This is a genomic window from Streptomyces noursei ATCC 11455 (assembly GCF_001704275.1).
Taxonomy (GTDB): Bacteria; Actinomycetota; Actinomycetes; order Streptomycetales; family Streptomycetaceae; genus Streptomyces; species Streptomyces noursei.
In genome coordinates this window covers 5383698-5398833 of the sequence record NZ_CP011533.1, presented here as the reverse complement: position 1 = coordinate 5398833, position 15136 = coordinate 5383698, and the positions used below count along the sequence as shown (strand labels likewise).

Genomic DNA, 15136 nt, shown 5'->3' with positions numbered 1-15136 from the left:
AACGCAGCCCATACCCCCTGCCCGTCGACACCTCGGGGAGTCTCAGCACCATGACCAGGCACGGTGACACCTTCCATCGTTCCGGGAATACGCCGCTCTCCCGGTCCCGGGCACAGGCTGCTGGTCCCGCCGTGGCCGAATACCGCGACCGGGTCGCGAGGATGGCGGAGACCCGGAACCAGGTCCTCGTCCTTGCCGGTGCCCGTATCCGCCCCGGCGACACGGTGGCCACTCTCGGGGCCGATGACCGACAGCTCGCCGCGGAGGCGGTCCGCCGAGCAGGACCGACGGGGCGGGTGGTCACCGTGGACGTGCCTGCCCAGCCCCTCGCGACACTGCCGGTGGCGGCCCTGCGCGCGGTCAGCGAGTCCGTCGAGGTGCCCCTGGAGGACGGCGCCGCGGACGTGGTGATCTCACGGTCCCCAGCCACTTACCTGACGGACCTCCAGGGCGTGTTGAGGGAAGGGGCACGGGTACTGCGGCCCGGTGGCAGACTGTCCGCCTGCCAACCGGTCCATGCGCGCCGCCGCTACCACGTCCGACTGCACGGGCTGGCTCCGCGTGAGCTGGCCGCGCTGGGGGCACGGGCCAGGGCGGGTGCGGCCGAGGTCTTCGCAGCCGAACGGCTGTCGGCCGCGGCCGAGTCGGCCGGTCTGCTGACCGAGAGTTCGGCGTTCGAGGACACGGTCCGGCAACTGCACGGCGTAGCCGAGGTCGAGGCGCACCTACGGCTTCGGGACAGCGGGGCACTCACGCTTCTGGAACATGCAACCGCCGCTCTTGGCACCCGAGGGGCGCAGCGCTACCTCGACGCCTGGCTCGATGCGGCCCGTGAGCACGGCACGATCGCGTACACCACCCCCGTGGTGTACGCGACCTTCCGCAAGCCCGAGCCCCGACAGGACGGATGACGGGCAGGCGCTGACGTGCAGCCGCATGAGCCGTCGGCCCATTGGCCTACCGGTGCACGAGATCGCCCGGATCGGTATTCGCACCGCACAGCACCACACACACCTTTTCTCCGGGTGCGGGGACGTAGGCACGGGACAGCAGTGCCGCGAAAGCAGTAGCACCGGCCGGTTCCACTGCGATCCGGTACTCGTCCCACAGTCGCTGCCGTGCCGCGGCAATCGCGTCGTCGGGGACGAGGACCGAACGGGTCTCGGGGCGCTGCGCCCAGTACAGGGCGGCCGGCGAGATGACACGGGCGCCCAGGGCGTCAGCGGCGATGGATCGTACGGACACCGGGACCGGGGCTCCCGCCAGGAGCGCCGCATTCAGCGCGCGGGAGTGCTCCGGCTCGACGGCTACGGTCCGTATGCCGTAGTGGTCGGCGACTGCGGCGGTACCGGCGAACAGCCCGCCACCACCGGCCGCCACGATGACGGTGTCGAGGCCGGGCAGGGTGGTGCGGACTTCGTCGAGGAGGGTGCCCGCCCCCGCCGCGATCAGGGGGTGATCGTACGCATGCGACTCCAGGGCGCCAGTCGTCGCCGCGTAGCTGCGGGACGCTTCGAAGGCCGCGGTGTACTCCGTCCCAACCTGATGTACCTGAGCGCCGAGCGCCCGAAGTCCGGCCACCTTCACCGCGGGTGAGGTCTCGGGCAGGAAGACGGCGGCCGGGATGCCGTGCCGGGCTGCGGCCCAGGCGCAGGCCATCCCTGCGTTGCCTCCCGAGGCGATAACAACACCGGCCTCCGGCATCGTTCCCGTCTCCCTGTGCGCGGTCGTGAAGTTCGCCGCGCCACGGGCCTTGAAAGTGCCCGTGTGCTGCATGAACTCACAGGCGAACCACACCTGGCCACCGGAAGCGTCCGGATCGGCGGGGGCGAGCGACACCGGACGGACCTGCCCGGCGATACGGGTGGCCGCGGACTTCACATCGCCGTAGGTGAGCTGGGGCATAGCAGCGAGCCTCCAAGATCTGGGGAGCCCGGTGTGCGGTGCGCACCGGTGCCGCCGCGGGCTCCTCGACGGCACCGGTGAAGCCCGGCGCTGAAGGGCAGGTTCAGCCGGCCAGTTGGGCGAGGACTTCAGCCTGGGGGAGCTGGGCCAGGAACCGGCCAGGAAGGATCACCTTGCCTCGGCGCCGACCACTGCCGATGAGCACGTACGGACTACCCGCGACCGCCTCGTCGACCAGCACGGGCCAGTGCGCCGGCAGACCGAGCGGGGAGATGCCGCCGTACTCCATCCCGGTCTCCGTGACGGCGATGTCCATAGACGCGAAGCTGGCCTTACGGGCACCGAGGTGCTTGCGCACCGTCTTGTTGACGTCGACCCTGGTGGTCGCCAGCGCAACACATGCGGCGAAGGTCACCTCCTCGCCACGCTTGGCACTGACGATCACACAGTTCGCGGAGGCATCCAGCGGTACGTCATAGGTCTCACAGAAGACGGACGTATCAGCCTTCTCCGGATCGGTGTCGACAACCAACACCGACTCCACCGGCTCGGCTCCCTGCCATTCCCGCAGGGTCGCGGCTGTGGACGCTGCCAGTAGCTCCGGACGCTCAACGGCTCGCCAGGCTGCCTCGAAACGACCGAACGGCGTGGTCAGAGAGTTGATCATCGTCTCATGGTATCCGCTCCTCGCACGGGACCTCCGTCTCGACCGGCTCACCGATGCGGCCATCCCGTACGCAGCAGATGCCATCTGGGAACCGTCCGCACTCCCTGCCGCGGATGACACGTCATCGGATGACGTGCAAACCCCCGCAGACACCCTGGTGCAAGCGCTCAGCGCCAACGCCGGCCACCAGCACGAACACCCTGACTGCTCAACCAGTCGCTTACGGCCTCGTTCAGCACCGTCCACCACCCGCCCGACACCTTGCTCCACAGCAGGGACACGTAGGTCAATCGCCAGACCAGGGCGAAGGGTGAATGCCCTGGTGGTCGAACATCAACGGTCCTCATGCCACAGGACGCAGACGGCAAGCCGGACATTCGGCTCGGGAAGGACGACAACCTCGACCGGCCAACGCTGCGACCCGTGATCGGGGCGGGATGCGCCTGCCCGCCCCGATAGCTCCGCCCGACACCAGCCGAGTGGCCACCCGCCGCTGCCACACCTGTGACGCCCACGCATAGGACACGGCGCGCCACATACCTGGCCAGCCGCCCGTCATGCGTGAGCGATGCGTGAGCGGATGGCGGAACATGAGGCGCCGAAAGCCGGACCCAGCATCCGGCCGGACGACGTTGACCTGCGAGAACAGCGCCACCCGGCACGAGCGAACACCCTCGATCACGGATTCGATCCCACTCCTAAAGCGGGTGTCGCAGGTTCGAATCCTGCCGGGGGCACCGGTGAAGAGGCCATCCAGGACGGTTCCTGGGTGGCCTTTTGGTGTTCAGGGGCGTTGGTTGAAAGGAACTGTGCGGCCGGGGGGCGGAGTTCTAGGGTCCTGGCCATGGTGGCTGCGACTGTGCGTGAGTGGTACGAGGAGGAGGGGTGGGGGGTGCTCGACTCCGCTGAGACTCCGGGTGGGTGCTTCGGGCACTTCTCGGACATCGAGATGAGCGGGTTCCGCACGCTGTCGGCCGGGCAGCGGGTCGAGCTCGAATGGGAAGCCCCCGGCTTCCAGCAGGACGGGTACGACTACCGCGCGCTGCGTATCGTGCCCCGGCTCGGCTGACTCCCCTCCTCGTCCCCCTCCCTCTCTCCCCCCGCGATGTCGACGGCGGCGACGACCGGCGGGGGTGGAGTTATCCACAGGGTCTGCGAGGGGTGGGGTGGAGCTCGTAGGCTTTCGGGGTGGTTCGGCTGACGTGGGAGTGATCGTGGACGTGGACGTAGCGGCGGAAGGTGCCCGGGAAGCGGGCGAGGCGGTGCAGGTGCTGCGCCGGGTGTTCGGGTACGACGCGTTCCGCGGGGATCAGCAGGAGATCATCGAGCATGTGATCGGGGGCGGGGACGCGGTCGTCCTGATGCCCACCGGCGGCGGGAAGTCGCTGTGCTACCAGATCCCGTCGCTGGTGCGGCCGGGCGTCGGGGTGGTGATCTCGCCGCTGATCGCGTTGATGCAGGACCAGGTCGATGCGCTGCGGGCGCTGGGAGTGCGGGCCGGGTTCCTCAATTCGACGCAGGATTTCGAGGAGCGGCGGCTGGTCGAGGCCGAGTTCCTGGCCGGGGAGCTGGATCTGCTGTATCTGGCGCCGGAGCGGCTGCGGGTCGAGCAGACGGTGCAGCTGCTGGACCGCGGGAAGATCTCGCTGTTCGCCATCGACGAGGCACACTGTGTGGCGCAGTGGGGCCACGACTTCCGGCCGGACTACCTGGCGCTGTCGATGCTGCACGACCGCTGGCCGGACGTGCCGCGGCTCGCGCTGACCGCGACGGCGACGCAGGCCACGCACACCGAGATCACCTCCCGACTGCGGCTGGACGAGGCCCGGCACTTCGTGGCCAGCTTCGACCGGCCCAACATCCAGTACCGGATCGCGGCCAAGAGCGAGCCCAAGCGGCAGCTGCTGGACCTGCTCCGCGGGGAGCACTCCGGGGACGCCGGGATCGTGTACTGCCTGTCCCGGGCCTCGGTCGAGAAGACCGCGCAGTTCCTGGTGGACAACGGGATCGACGCGGTGCCGTACCACGCGGGGCTGGACGCCCGGGTGCGCGCGGAGAACCAGGCGCGGTTCCTGCGGGAGGACGGCCTGGTCGTCGTCGCCACCATCGCGTTCGGGATGGGCATCGACAAGCCCGATGTGCGGTTCGTGGCCCATCTGGATCTGCCGAAGTCGGTGGAGGGGTACTACCAGGAGACCGGGCGCGCGGGGCGGGACGGCCAGCCGTCCACGGCCTGGCTGGCGTACGGGCTGCAGGACGTGGTGCAGCAGCGGAAGATGATCGACGGGTCGGAGGGGGACGACGCGCACCGGCGCCGCCTGTCCGCCCACCTGGACGCGATGCTGGCGCTGTGCGAGACGGCGGCGTGCCGGCGGGTGCGGCTGCTGGCGTACTTCGGCCAGGAGAGCACCCCGTGCGGCAACTGCGATACGTGCCTCACGCCGCCGGAGACTTGGGACGGGACGGTGCCGGCGCAGAAGCTGCTGTCGACGGTCGTGCGGCTCAAGCGCGAGCGGGGGCAGAAGTTCGGGGCGGGCCAGATCATCGACATCCTGCTCGGGCGGAAGACCGCCAAGGTCATCCAGTTCGATCATGACGCGCTGAGCGTCTTCGGCATCGGCGAGGATCTGCGCGAGGCCGAATGGCGGGGCGTGGTGCGGCAGTTGCTCGCCCAGGGGCTGCTGGCCGTGGAGGGCGACTACGGCACGCTGGTGCTCACCGAGGCGAGCGGTGAGGTGCTGCGCGGCCAACGCGAGGTGCCGATGCGGCGGGAGCCGGAGAAGCCGGCGCGGGCGGCCAAGGCGAAGACCAAGGGCAAGCGGGCGCCGGTGGACCTGCCGGAGGAGGCGCTGCCGGTCTTCGAGACGCTGCGCGGCTGGCGCGGCCGTACGGCCAAGGAGCAGGGCGTTCCCGCGTATGTGATCTTCCATGACGCGACGCTGCGGGAGATCGCGGTGACGCGGCCGACCAGCATCGCCGAGCTGGGCACGATCAGCGGAGTCGGCGAGAGCAAGCTCGCCAAGTACGGGGAGCCGATTCTGGAGGTGCTGACCGGAGGCGGCGCCGCGGACGCGGGCACGGACACGGACGAGGGGACGATCGAGCGGGCGTCGGGGACGGCCGCGGCGGCGTCGGCAGGCGCGGCGGCGATCGAGGAGGACGAGGTGCTGCCGGAGCCGCCGGACGACATCGACTGGTGAGGGTCGGCGCCTCCGGCCCACGGCTACGGGGTGCCCGGCGGGGGCTGGGGCGGAAAGGTCAGGACGGCGCGGGCGCCGCCGTCGGGGGCGTTGCCGAAGTGCAGGTCGGCGCCGAGGACGGCGGCCTGTCCGACGGCGATGGTCAGGCCGAGGCCGTGCCCCCTGCCCCGGCCGGGGGCGTCGGTGCGGAAGCGCTGCGGGCCGTGGTGGAGCAGTTCGGCGGAATAGCCGGGACCGTGGTCACGGACCTCGATGGTGGGGGTGCCGCCGGGCGGGGCGTCGACGGTGACGGTGACCGGCGGCCGGCCGTGCCGGTGGGCGTTGAGGACGAGGTTGGCGAGGATGCGGTCCAGGCGGCGCCGGTCGGTCTCGACGACCGTGTCGGCGCGGATCCGCACGTCGGCGTCGAGGCCGGTGGCGCGTACGGAGCGCAGCACCAGCGGGCCCAGTTCACAGGCGGCGAGGTCGGCGTGCTCGATGCCGGAATCCAGTCGGGAGATCTCCAGCAGATCCTCGGTGAGCCGGTGCAGGGCGCGCAGCCGGTCGTTGATCATCTCCTTGGGGCGGCCCTCCGGGAGGAGGGCGGCGGAGGCGAGGATGCCGGTGAGCGGGGTGCGCAGTTCGTGGGCCACGTCGGCGGTGAAGCGCTGCTCGGCCTGGAGGCGGCTCTGGAGGGTGGCGGCCATGGAGTCCAGGGCGGCCGCCACGGCGGCCAGCTCGTCCTGTGCCGCGCGCCCGCCGCGTGGGCTTCGACCCGCGGTTTCGCCGACCCGGGCGTCCAGGTCCCCGGCGCTGATCCGGCGGGCGACGGCCGCTGTGGTGGTCAGCCGGCGGCTGATGTGCCGGGCCAGGAAGAGGCCGGCCGCCGCGACGGCCGCGGCGGCGAGCACGGCCGAGCCCCAGATCGCGGTGTCGAACTTGTCCAGGGTCCAGCGGGTGTTCCCGTAGGGCGACCAGACGGCCATGATCTGGTCGTCGGCGGGCGCCGCCGCCCACATGACGGGCCGTCCGCGATAGCTGCCGACCATGCTGCCGCGCCGCCCCTTGCGCACCGACTGCCGTAGCGCATCGGGGAGTTCGGGCGGATCGAGGACGGAGTTGATGCCTTCGCGCGAGGTGCCGTACTCGAAGAGGTCCAGGGCGGTGTCGAGGTCGGCGCGGGTCTCCTTGCGGACCTGTCCGACGGTCTGGCGGGCCACCGCGTTGTGGACGAGCACGCCGAGGACGGCGGCGACCGCGCAGCACACCGCCGTCACGGTCAGCGAGATCTTCCAGCGCAGCGAGACGGCGGGGCGGGGGCGCCTCACGGGGGATTCCCGGTGAGGCCGACGGCGGGGGCGGGGGGCGGCGCGGGGGCCGGCGAGGAGGGCCGGCTCTTGCGGGCCACGTCGAGGGTGAGGTCCCACAGGCCCATGGAGCGGCCGTCCCAGACGTAGTCGGTGACGCTGACGTAGCGCGGGTCCTTGGTCGGTTCGCGGATCGCGAGGTGACCGGCCGCGAGCGCGACGCCGGCCAGTACGCCGCGCAGGGCGAGGATCCGGGTGACCACGGCGTGCCGGACGGTGTAGACGCGCAGCTCGCTGGTGCGGCGGTCGAGGTCGACGACGGCGATCAGGTCGGGCTTGCCGTCGTCGGTGAGGTCGTGCAGCTCCGGGCGGCGCACCGAGGCGGGGCGGGGCGGGGTGCCGCCGGAGGAGGTGAAGTCCGCATCGAGGACGGCCAGCGGGTCGGCGTCGGCCATGGTGCCGCTGGGGATGCGGGGGAGGGTGGGGAGCGGCTTGAGGACAGCCGGGTTCTCGTTCTCGCGCAGCGGGGCGGGCGAGTACCGCGGCCAGAGGGCCAGCGGCGCGTTCACCCGGCGGGCCCGGCCCTCGTCCTTGAGGCCCTCGGGGCTGGCGCATCCGGCGAGGAGGGCCGAGGGGAGGAGCGCGAGGGTCAGCGCGAGCGGCGCGGCGAGGGCGCGCGGGACGGGCGCCGGGGTGCGGGGGCGGGCGGCCGGCGCGCGTCCCGCGGGGCGGAGCGCGGGACGCGAAGCGGGGCGAACGACGGGGCGAACGTCGAGGCGAAATAGGGACATAGCCTGACCAAGCTACCCAAGGTGAAGGGCCCGGGAATCTTCGGGACGGCCGTTCCGGCGGTGCGCACGGACGGTTGGGCCGGGTGGCGGGCCGGACGGTGGCCGGAGCGGGCCCGGCCGGGACGGTGACCCGGGCGGCGGGCGGGAGCGACACACCCGTGCGGCCGGTCCGTGCGGCCGGTCCGTGCGGCCGATCCGGCGGCTCCGTCACACGACTGTCCGGAGAGGTGGGGCTGGCTGTTACACAACCTACGGATCACCGTTATCGACCCTCCGTAGCGTGCTCTCACGTACCGCATCCCCGGGCAGCCGCCGGCTGCCCCCGTCGAGGAGTCCCCATGCGTGGTCAGCACCGCTCCGTGATCCGTTCCGCCACCGTCGCGACCGGTGCGCTGGCCGTCATGCTGCTCCCCTCGGGCGCCGCGTTCGCCGCCGACATCAAGGCCCCGACGGAGAGCCGGACGTCGATCATCCTCCCCGACGAGGGGCTGGCCGGACTCGCGGAGAAGGCCGGGCACCTGCCGAAGGCGGACCTCATCGGTGGCGCCGCCGCGCTGGGCGCGGTCGGCGTGGGCGTCGCGCTGCAGCGCCGCCGGCAGGTGTCGGCGGAGCGGGCGCACTGACCCCGCACTGGGCGCACTGACCCCGCATCGGCCACACCGGCCGCACTGACCGCGCACCGGCCGTCGGCACGACGCCGGCGCCGGTACCGGCCCGAGCCCCGGCGCCCGGCCCCGGCCGCCTAGGCCCCGTCGTCGCCGACGGACCGGTCGCCTCCTCCCCCGGCCAGGTGCTGCACCTCCCCGTAGGCCGGGACCTCCCCGTACACCGGCCCCCCGTCGACGCCGTAACCGGGCGACGCACCGCCGCCGTCCGCCGGCGACTCCGCCGCGCCACCCCCTGACGCCGCGCCACCCCCTGACGCCGCGCCGGCCCGGATCGCGTCCGCCGCCGCGCAGGCCGCCCCCAGGGCCGTACGGAATAGCAGCGAGCCGGTGCTGATGCGGCGCACACCGAGGTCGGCCAGTTGGCGGACGGTGTGCCGGCCGGGCGCGAAGAGGACGTTGAGCGGTGCGGCGACGGCGCGGACGAGCACCGCGATGTCCGCGTCGGCGGTGACGCCCGGGACGAAGACGCCGTCCGCCCCTGCGGCGGCATAGACCTCCGCGCGGGCGAGCGCCTCCGACAGCGGCGGCGGGCTGTCCACCAGCCAGTGGGTGTCGATCCGGGCGTTGACGAAGAGGTCCGGGGTGCGCTCCTTCACCGCCGCGATCAACTCGGCCTGGCGGGCGGGGTCCTGCAGCCCTCCGCCGCCGGGCCGCCCGTCCTCCAGGTTGATCCCCGCCGCGCCGTGGCGCGCCAACTCGGCCGCCAGGTCGGCGACCTGGCCGGGCCCGCCGCCGAATCCGCCCTCGATGTCGACGGTGTACGGGCAGGGCAGCCGGCCCGCGAGCCGGCGCGCCAGGGCGAGGGTGGCGGCCCGGACCTCGGGGCGGCCCTCGCCGTCCGGGTAGCCGTGCGCGGCGGCGACGCCCAGGCTCGTGGTGCCGATCGCGGGGTGTCCGGCGTTGGCGAGGGCGACGGCCGAGGCGCTGTCCCAGGCGTTGGGGAGCAGCAGCGGACGGCCGGGGGCGTGGTGCAGGGCCCGGAATGCCTGGCAGGCGGCAGAGGCGGCGCGGGCGCCGTCGTCCGGGGTGCGGGAGGCGGCGGGGTGCGGGGTCGGCCGCGGCGTGCCGTCCCCGTGCTGGCGCGGGTCACTGGTCATGCGGGCACCGTAGGGCGATGACGTATCGGTGGTGGCCGAAGTGTCGCGGCGGACAATGGAACCATGACGTCGCCGAAGCGGACATCGGAACGGACACCGGCCGCCGCACCGGAACGGGCGGAGCCCCGGGGGTGGGCCCCCGGGCGGCGGGCGGCAGCCGGGACGGCGTCGGCGCGGCCGGGCCCCCCGGCGGCCCCCGACCACAGCCATGAGCTGTCCCGGTTGGCCGCGCTGCTGGCGGACCGCACCCGGGCCGCGTTCTGCCTGGCGCTGCTCGACGGGCGGGCCTGGACGGCCGGCGAACTCGCCGCCTACGCGCGGGTGGCGCCCTCGACGGCCAGCGAGCACCTGTCCCGGCTGATCGACGGCGGGCTGCTCGTCGAGCGGCGGCAGGGCCGGCACCGCTACGTCCAGCTCGCCGGGCCGCGCGTCGCCGAACTGCTGGAATCGGTGACCGCCCACCTCGACCCGCCGGCAACGGCACCGCGCGGGCTGCGGGCGGCCACCGCGTCCGCGGCGCTGGCCCGCGGCCGCACCTGTTACGACCACCTGGCCGGGCGGCTCGGCGTCGCCCTCACCGACGCCATGACCGTGCGCGGCCTGCTGGACCAGGACGGCGGTTTCGTACTCACCGACACCGGCCGGGAGTGGTTCGAGGGCGCGCTGGGGATCCCGGCCGACGCACTGCGCGCCGGCCGTCGCCCGCAGGCCCGGGGCTGCCTGGACTGGACCGAGCGCCGTGCGCACCTCGCCGGCACGGCCGGCGCGCGGCTGTGCGAACGACTGCTGGAGCGGCGCTGGATCCGCCGGATCGGGACCGGGCGGGCGGTCCGCCTCACCCCGGAGGGCACGACCGCGCTGCGGGAGCTGCTGGGGCTCGACGAGGAGGCGGCGGGGCTGGTGTGACGGCGGCAGCTCCCGCGGCCGAGCCGGCCGGGGCCCGGCGGCGCTGTCGGGCCCGCGGGCTCAGCAGCGGTCCCCGCCCCCGGGGTGGCTCACCCGCGCGTACAGGGTGATCCGCGCCCCGGGCACCGCCGCGCTGCGGCAGACCGCGAACGCCGAGCGCAGCGTGGCCCGTTTGGCCAGCTCCTGGTCGCTGGTGTCGAGCGGCTGCCCGGGCGGATCGCCGGCGACCACGATCCGACGACTGGTCAGCATCCGGTCGCGGATCTCGTCGCCCGACACCTCCGTCCCGTAGAGGCTGTGGGACGCCACCGGACTCCGCTCCAGGGCCAGATCGCGCAGTCCCCGGAAGTCGTGCGGCCGGGTCGCGCGCCAGATCCGGCGGCGGGACGGCGTGAAGAGCAGCCCGTCGCCCGGCTCGGACATCCGGCGGACGGCCTGCGCGATCGCGGTCACGTCGTCGTCCCGGCTGTCCGGGCTGCGCAGGTGGACGTCCACGGGCAGCAGCGCGACCAGCGCCAGCGCCACCGCGGCCGGCCACCGCAGCCGCCGGCCGCGGGTCCCGCCCGCCGCGCCGGCCGGCCGCAGCAGTCGGGCCAGCGCGGCGCCGGCGAGCAGCGCGAAGCCGACGACGTAGTAGAGGACGTAGCGGTCCACGTAGGCGGGCTCGACGTTCGACAGGAGCAGCAGCAGGGCCGTGGGGAGGAGCAGCAGCGGGAGGCCGAGGGCACGCAGGCCGATCGGGCCGCGGGCGCGCACCGGGACGCGGGCGCAGAGCGCGCCGAGCGCGGCGAGCAGGGCGAAGGTGAGGAGTTGCACCGGGTCCGGCCACATGAGCCAGCTGATCTGCGCCGACTGGCGGGTGCTGAAGACGGCGACGGGGGCGAGCAGCACGAGGACGGCGCCGGCCGCACACGTCCAGGACCGCCGGTCGCGGCGGGGCAGCCGGGCCAGGACCACGGCGGCGCCGTGCGCGGGCAGTGCCAGTGCCGCGAACTCGTGCAGCAGACAGGCGCACAGCATCAGCCCGGTGTAGCCCAGCCACCGCGCGCGGCACGGCCGGGACACGGCCAGGACCAGCAGGTACGACGCCCAGACGACCAGCGCGCAGACCGCCGCGTACGAGCGGCCCTCCTGCGCGTACTGCTGGACGACCGGGATCAGCGCGAAGGTCAGCCCCGCGCACAGCCCGGCGCGCCGGCCGACCAGGCGCTGCCCCAGCAGGGCCACCCCGGCCGCGGCTGCGGTCATGGCCACGACGGACGGCAGTCGCAGGCCGATCACCGCGCCGAGGGCGTCGCCGAGGGCGACGTCGTAGACGGCGAACCAGCAGTGCATCAGCGCGTAGTACAGGCCGTGCACGCAGTCGACGTGCAGCAGCGTCGCCCCCAGGTCGGGCAGGCTGCGGTGCGCCATGTCGTAGGTGACCGCCTCGTCCCGCCAGACGGCGTCCTGGCGGCGGATCCCCCACGCGCCCAGGAACAGCATCAGCCCCGCGGGCCCCAGCACCACCGCGCTCCGCGCGGCCCGTGCCGGGCGGGCGGCGGCGAGGAACCCGGCGGCAGCGGAGGGGTGCGGCGGGAACGCGAGGGCCGCCCCGGCTCCGGCGGAGGACGGTAGTGCCCGGGTTGCCGGGTGCGGCTGCGACGGCTGGTGCGGCTGCGGCGCTTGCGACGCGTCGATGGCGGGCTCCGGTCACCTCGGGGGCAGCGCGGCCGGACGGCCGCCGGGCGAACAGGCGAAACGGCCGGACCGCCGGAGGGATGCTAGCCATCCTCCCGGCGGTCCGGCCGTCATGCCGTCATCTCAGCCCAGTCGCGTCAGCTTCGCCCCGAAGGAGGGTTCGACCAGGTCCTTCTGGAGGGCCACCGGCACCCGCTGGGCCTCCGCCCCGGTGCCGACGATCAGCTCGCCGACCACGGTTCCGGCCTTGGCCTGGTGCGGGACGGTCTTGCCGCCGGCGCCGACCTGCAGCCCCACCTTCTGGCCGGGGACGCCGATCGCCGTCAGGTCCTTGGTGGCCACGACCGGGGTCTGACCGCCCAGGCCGTCGTCCACATAGCCGACGACCTGGCCCTTCTTCACCGCGGTGGCCGAGGTCAGGGCGTTGCGCACCGCCTCGATCACCTTCTTGCTGTTGTCCTGAACCATCGTCAGGCTGTTGGAGCCGTTGGGGTCCAGACCGTTGAAGTGCTGGTCCATCATCGTGCCCAGGATCAGCCGGTCCTTGCCGTCCACCGTCTTGTACGCCGCCCACGACAGCGTGCCGCCGGCCGCCGAGCTGGAACCGGTCTTGATGCCCTTGACGCTCAGCCCGGCCACGATCAGACGGTCGTTGTTGTTGTTGATCCGCTCCGGCAGACCCGGGATGTCGGCGTTGGGCAGGGCGACTATCGGCCGGAAGGCGTCGAACTTCATGACCGCCTCGGCCAGCTTGAGCTGGTCGACCGCGGTGCTGACGGTCTTGGGGTCCAGGCCGCTGGGGTCGGTGTAGGTCGTGTTCGTCATGCCGAGTTCCTTGGCGGCGTCGTTCATCTTCTTGACGAACGCCGCCTCGGAGCCGGACTGGCTGTCCCAACGGGCCAGCAACCGGGCGATGTTGTTGCCGGACGGGATCATCAGCATCTTGAGCATGTCCTGCTCGCTGAACTTCTGACCCGCCGTGAGCCCCTTGATGCGCGACTCGCTCTCGGAGGTGCCCTGCTCCACCGTCTTGGCGTCGACCTCGATCTGCGGGCCCTTGTCGTTCTTGTCCTTCAGGGGATGGTCCCGGAGGATCACATAGGCCGTCATGATCTTGGCGACGCTCGCGGTCGGAACGGGCTTCTCCTCGCCGAACGTCCCCAGGGAGCCGGAACCGACGACCTTCACCGCCGCCTGCCCCTTCGCGGGCCACGGGATGGAGAGCTGGCCGCCCTCGAAGGTGTACGACGACTTGGCGTCGCCCACGGTCAGCGTCGGGCCGGGCAGCGGCCGCACCGCCTGGACGACCGCGAAGACGATCACCAGCAGCACCGCCAGCGGCGTCCAGATCTTGAACCGCCGGACGACGGCGCGCAGCGTGGTCTCGGGCGGCGGCGGGGTGTTGGTGAGCTTCGCCAGCAGGTCGAGCGGCGGCAGCGGCTGCTGACGGGTCCGCTCGGATTCGACCTCGGCCGCGGACGTGCCGGGCGCGTCGGGGGCACCGGCGTCGGGCTTCCGGTCGGACGCGGCCGGCGCGGCGGCCGGCATCGCACCGGGCGCCTTGCCCGCGGCCTTCTCGGCGGCCTTCTCGGGAGCCTTCTCAACGGCCTTTTCGGAAGCCTTCCCCGGGGCCTTCCCGGGGGCCTTCGTCGGCGCACCGCCCGGCGCCTCGCCCTTGGCGGCGCCGTCCGCCGCTCCCCCGTCCTTCGCCGGCCCCTTCTTCTGGTCCTGGTCCTTCGGGTCCGTGCCCGGGGTGCTGCCGGGCTTGCCCAGCGGGGCCTTGGGAGCGGTCTTGCCGATCGACCGCCCCGCCGAGCCGTCGTCCGCCGACTTCAGCGCCACGAACTGGCTGGTCCGCTCGGCGTCCCGCTCATCGGCGTCGGCAACGCCCTCGGCGGCGTCCTTCGCCGCGTCCTTGCCCTTGGCAACGTCCTTCGCCTCGGCGTCGGCCCCCTTGGCAGCGGCGCCCTTGCCGGCGTCCTTGCCGAGCTTGAAGACGGCGGTGGCCTGGTCGACGGGACCCTCCGCGGACCCCTTGCCGGACTCCGCCGGCTTCTTGGCCTTCGCTACGGCAAACACCCGCGTCGCGTCATCGGCCGGCGCCTCCTCGGCGCCCGCGCCCTTCTCCGCGTCGTCCTTCGCGGCCTCGGCCTTCTTCGCCTCGCCCTTCTTCGTGTCGGCCTTCTTCGCCTCGGCCGTCTTCGGCGTGACCGTCTTGAAGACGGCAGTCGCCTGATCGACGGCCTTGTCGTCGGAGGCGCCGTCAGCGTCGGAGGCGGCGTCGACACCGGAAGCGCCGTCGACGTCGGAGGCGCCCGCAGTCGACGAGTCCTTCCCGGAACCCTCCTCGGAGCCCTTCCCGGACTCCTTCACCGCGGTCTTCGCCTCGTCGGCCGCCCCGGCCTTCGCGTCCGCCGGCGCACCGGCCCGCAGACGGCCTTCACCGTCCTTGGCCTGCCCTTGACCCTCGGCAATGCCCTTCGTGGCCTCCTGGGCCGCCTCAGGCGCCTTCACGGGCTCCTTCGCGACCTTGGCCCCGTCGGCCTCACCGGGCACCTGCTCGCCGGAAGCCTCCTTCGACGCCCCCTGGGCACCCTTCTCGGAACCCTTCCCGGCATCCTCCGCGGAGTCCTTCTCGGAACCCTCCGCGGAACTCTCCTCGGAAGCCTTCTCGGAGCCCTTCCCGGAGCTCTTCACCGAACTCTTCCCGGAGTCCTCGCCGGAGTTCTTACCGGACTCCCCCGCGCCGTCCCGTTCCCCCCGCTCCTCGCGGAGGACCGCCAGCCGCGGGTCCCGTTCGGTGCGCGCCGTCTCCCCCGACGACTGCTCCTTGCCCGACTTCTTGTCCGACTTGTCGGGGGACTCGCCCGCCACCGATGTCTCCTTCACTACGTCGCACTGCCCTGCCTGGTGCCAGCTGGTACCGAACGGAACCA

12 protein-coding genes are annotated in these 15136 nt (G+C 73.2%); 5 read left to right on the top strand and 7 right to left on the bottom strand.

The features are described from left to right. Window positions 1–50 precede the first annotated feature (50 nt). A complete protein-coding gene (locus tag SNOUR_RS22955) occupies window positions 51–911 on the top strand; it encodes a methyltransferase domain-containing protein (protein WP_079142834.1) in 861 nt (286 codons plus the stop codon). A gap of 46 nt (window positions 912–957) precedes the next feature. Here the strand turns inward: SNOUR_RS22955 and SNOUR_RS22950 are convergent, their stop codons facing one another. Both SNOUR_RS22950 and SNOUR_RS22945 read right to left on the bottom strand, forming a co-directional pair. Continuing rightward, entirely contained in the window at window positions 958–1905 is a 948-nt protein-coding gene (locus SNOUR_RS22950) for a serine/threonine dehydratase (RefSeq protein WP_067350215.1), read from the bottom strand. A gap of 103 nt (window positions 1906–2008) precedes the next feature. Further along, window positions 2009–2572: a YbaK/EbsC family protein gene (locus tag SNOUR_RS22945; protein ID WP_067350212.1), complete on the bottom strand. Its 564-nt coding sequence runs from the start codon at window positions 2570–2572 to the stop codon at window positions 2009–2011. Window positions 2573–3416: 844 nt separating this feature from the next. Between SNOUR_RS22945 and SNOUR_RS22940 the strand changes: the two genes are divergently transcribed. Beyond that, window positions 3417–3641, top strand: coding sequence for a cold-shock protein (locus SNOUR_RS22940; protein ID WP_067350210.1), 225 nt, complete (start codon window positions 3417–3419; stop codon window positions 3639–3641). A gap of 139 nt (window positions 3642–3780) precedes the next feature. Next, complete coding sequence (recQ, locus tag SNOUR_RS22935; RefSeq protein WP_376738593.1) at window positions 3781–5772, top strand: DNA helicase RecQ; 1992 nt, start codon at window positions 3781–3783, stop codon at window positions 5770–5772. A gap of 23 nt (window positions 5773–5795) precedes the next feature. Here recQ and SNOUR_RS22930 read toward each other — a convergent pair whose 3' ends face one another. After that, window positions 5796–7079: a sensor histidine kinase gene (locus SNOUR_RS22930; RefSeq protein ID WP_067350203.1), complete on the bottom strand. Its 1284-nt coding sequence runs from the start codon at window positions 7077–7079 to the stop codon at window positions 5796–5798. Continuing rightward, entirely contained in the window at window positions 7076–7849 is a 774-nt protein-coding gene (locus tag SNOUR_RS22925) for a hypothetical protein (protein WP_174717892.1), read from the bottom strand. Before SNOUR_RS22925 ends, SNOUR_RS22930 begins: the two co-directional genes overlap by 4 nt. Before the next feature lie 338 nt (window positions 7850–8187). On the opposite strand from SNOUR_RS22925, the gene SNOUR_RS22920 reads away from it, so the two are divergent. Continuing rightward, window positions 8188–8472: a hypothetical protein gene (locus tag SNOUR_RS22920; protein ID WP_067350201.1), complete on the top strand. Its 285-nt coding sequence runs from the start codon at window positions 8188–8190 to the stop codon at window positions 8470–8472. Window positions 8473–8591: 119 nt separating this feature from the next. Here SNOUR_RS22920 and SNOUR_RS22915 read toward each other — a convergent pair whose 3' ends face one another. Further along, complete coding sequence (locus SNOUR_RS22915) at window positions 8592–9614, bottom strand: isocitrate lyase/PEP mutase family protein (RefSeq protein ID WP_079142833.1); 1023 nt, start codon at window positions 9612–9614, stop codon at window positions 8592–8594. Between the two features lie 63 nt (window positions 9615–9677). Between SNOUR_RS22915 and SNOUR_RS22910 the strand changes: the two genes are divergently transcribed. Further along, window positions 9678–10520 carry an ArsR/SmtB family transcription factor gene (locus SNOUR_RS22910; RefSeq protein WP_079142832.1) on the top strand — a complete coding sequence of 281 codons (843 nt, stop codon included), beginning with the start codon at window positions 9678–9680 and terminating at the stop codon, window positions 10518–10520. A 60-nt stretch (window positions 10521–10580) separates the two neighbouring features. Here SNOUR_RS22910 and SNOUR_RS22905 read toward each other — a convergent pair whose 3' ends face one another. Next, window positions 10581–12026 carry a glycosyltransferase family 39 protein gene (locus tag SNOUR_RS22905; protein ID WP_312633319.1) on the bottom strand — a complete coding sequence of 482 codons (1446 nt, stop codon included), beginning with the start codon at window positions 12024–12026 and terminating at the stop codon, window positions 10581–10583. 297 nt (window positions 12027–12323) lie between these two features. Next, window positions 12324–15074 (bottom strand): D-alanyl-D-alanine carboxypeptidase family protein, encoded by a 2751-nt coding sequence (locus SNOUR_RS22900; RefSeq protein ID WP_067350195.1) that lies wholly within the window; start codon window positions 15072–15074, stop codon window positions 12324–12326. Window positions 15075–15136 lie beyond the last annotated feature (62 nt).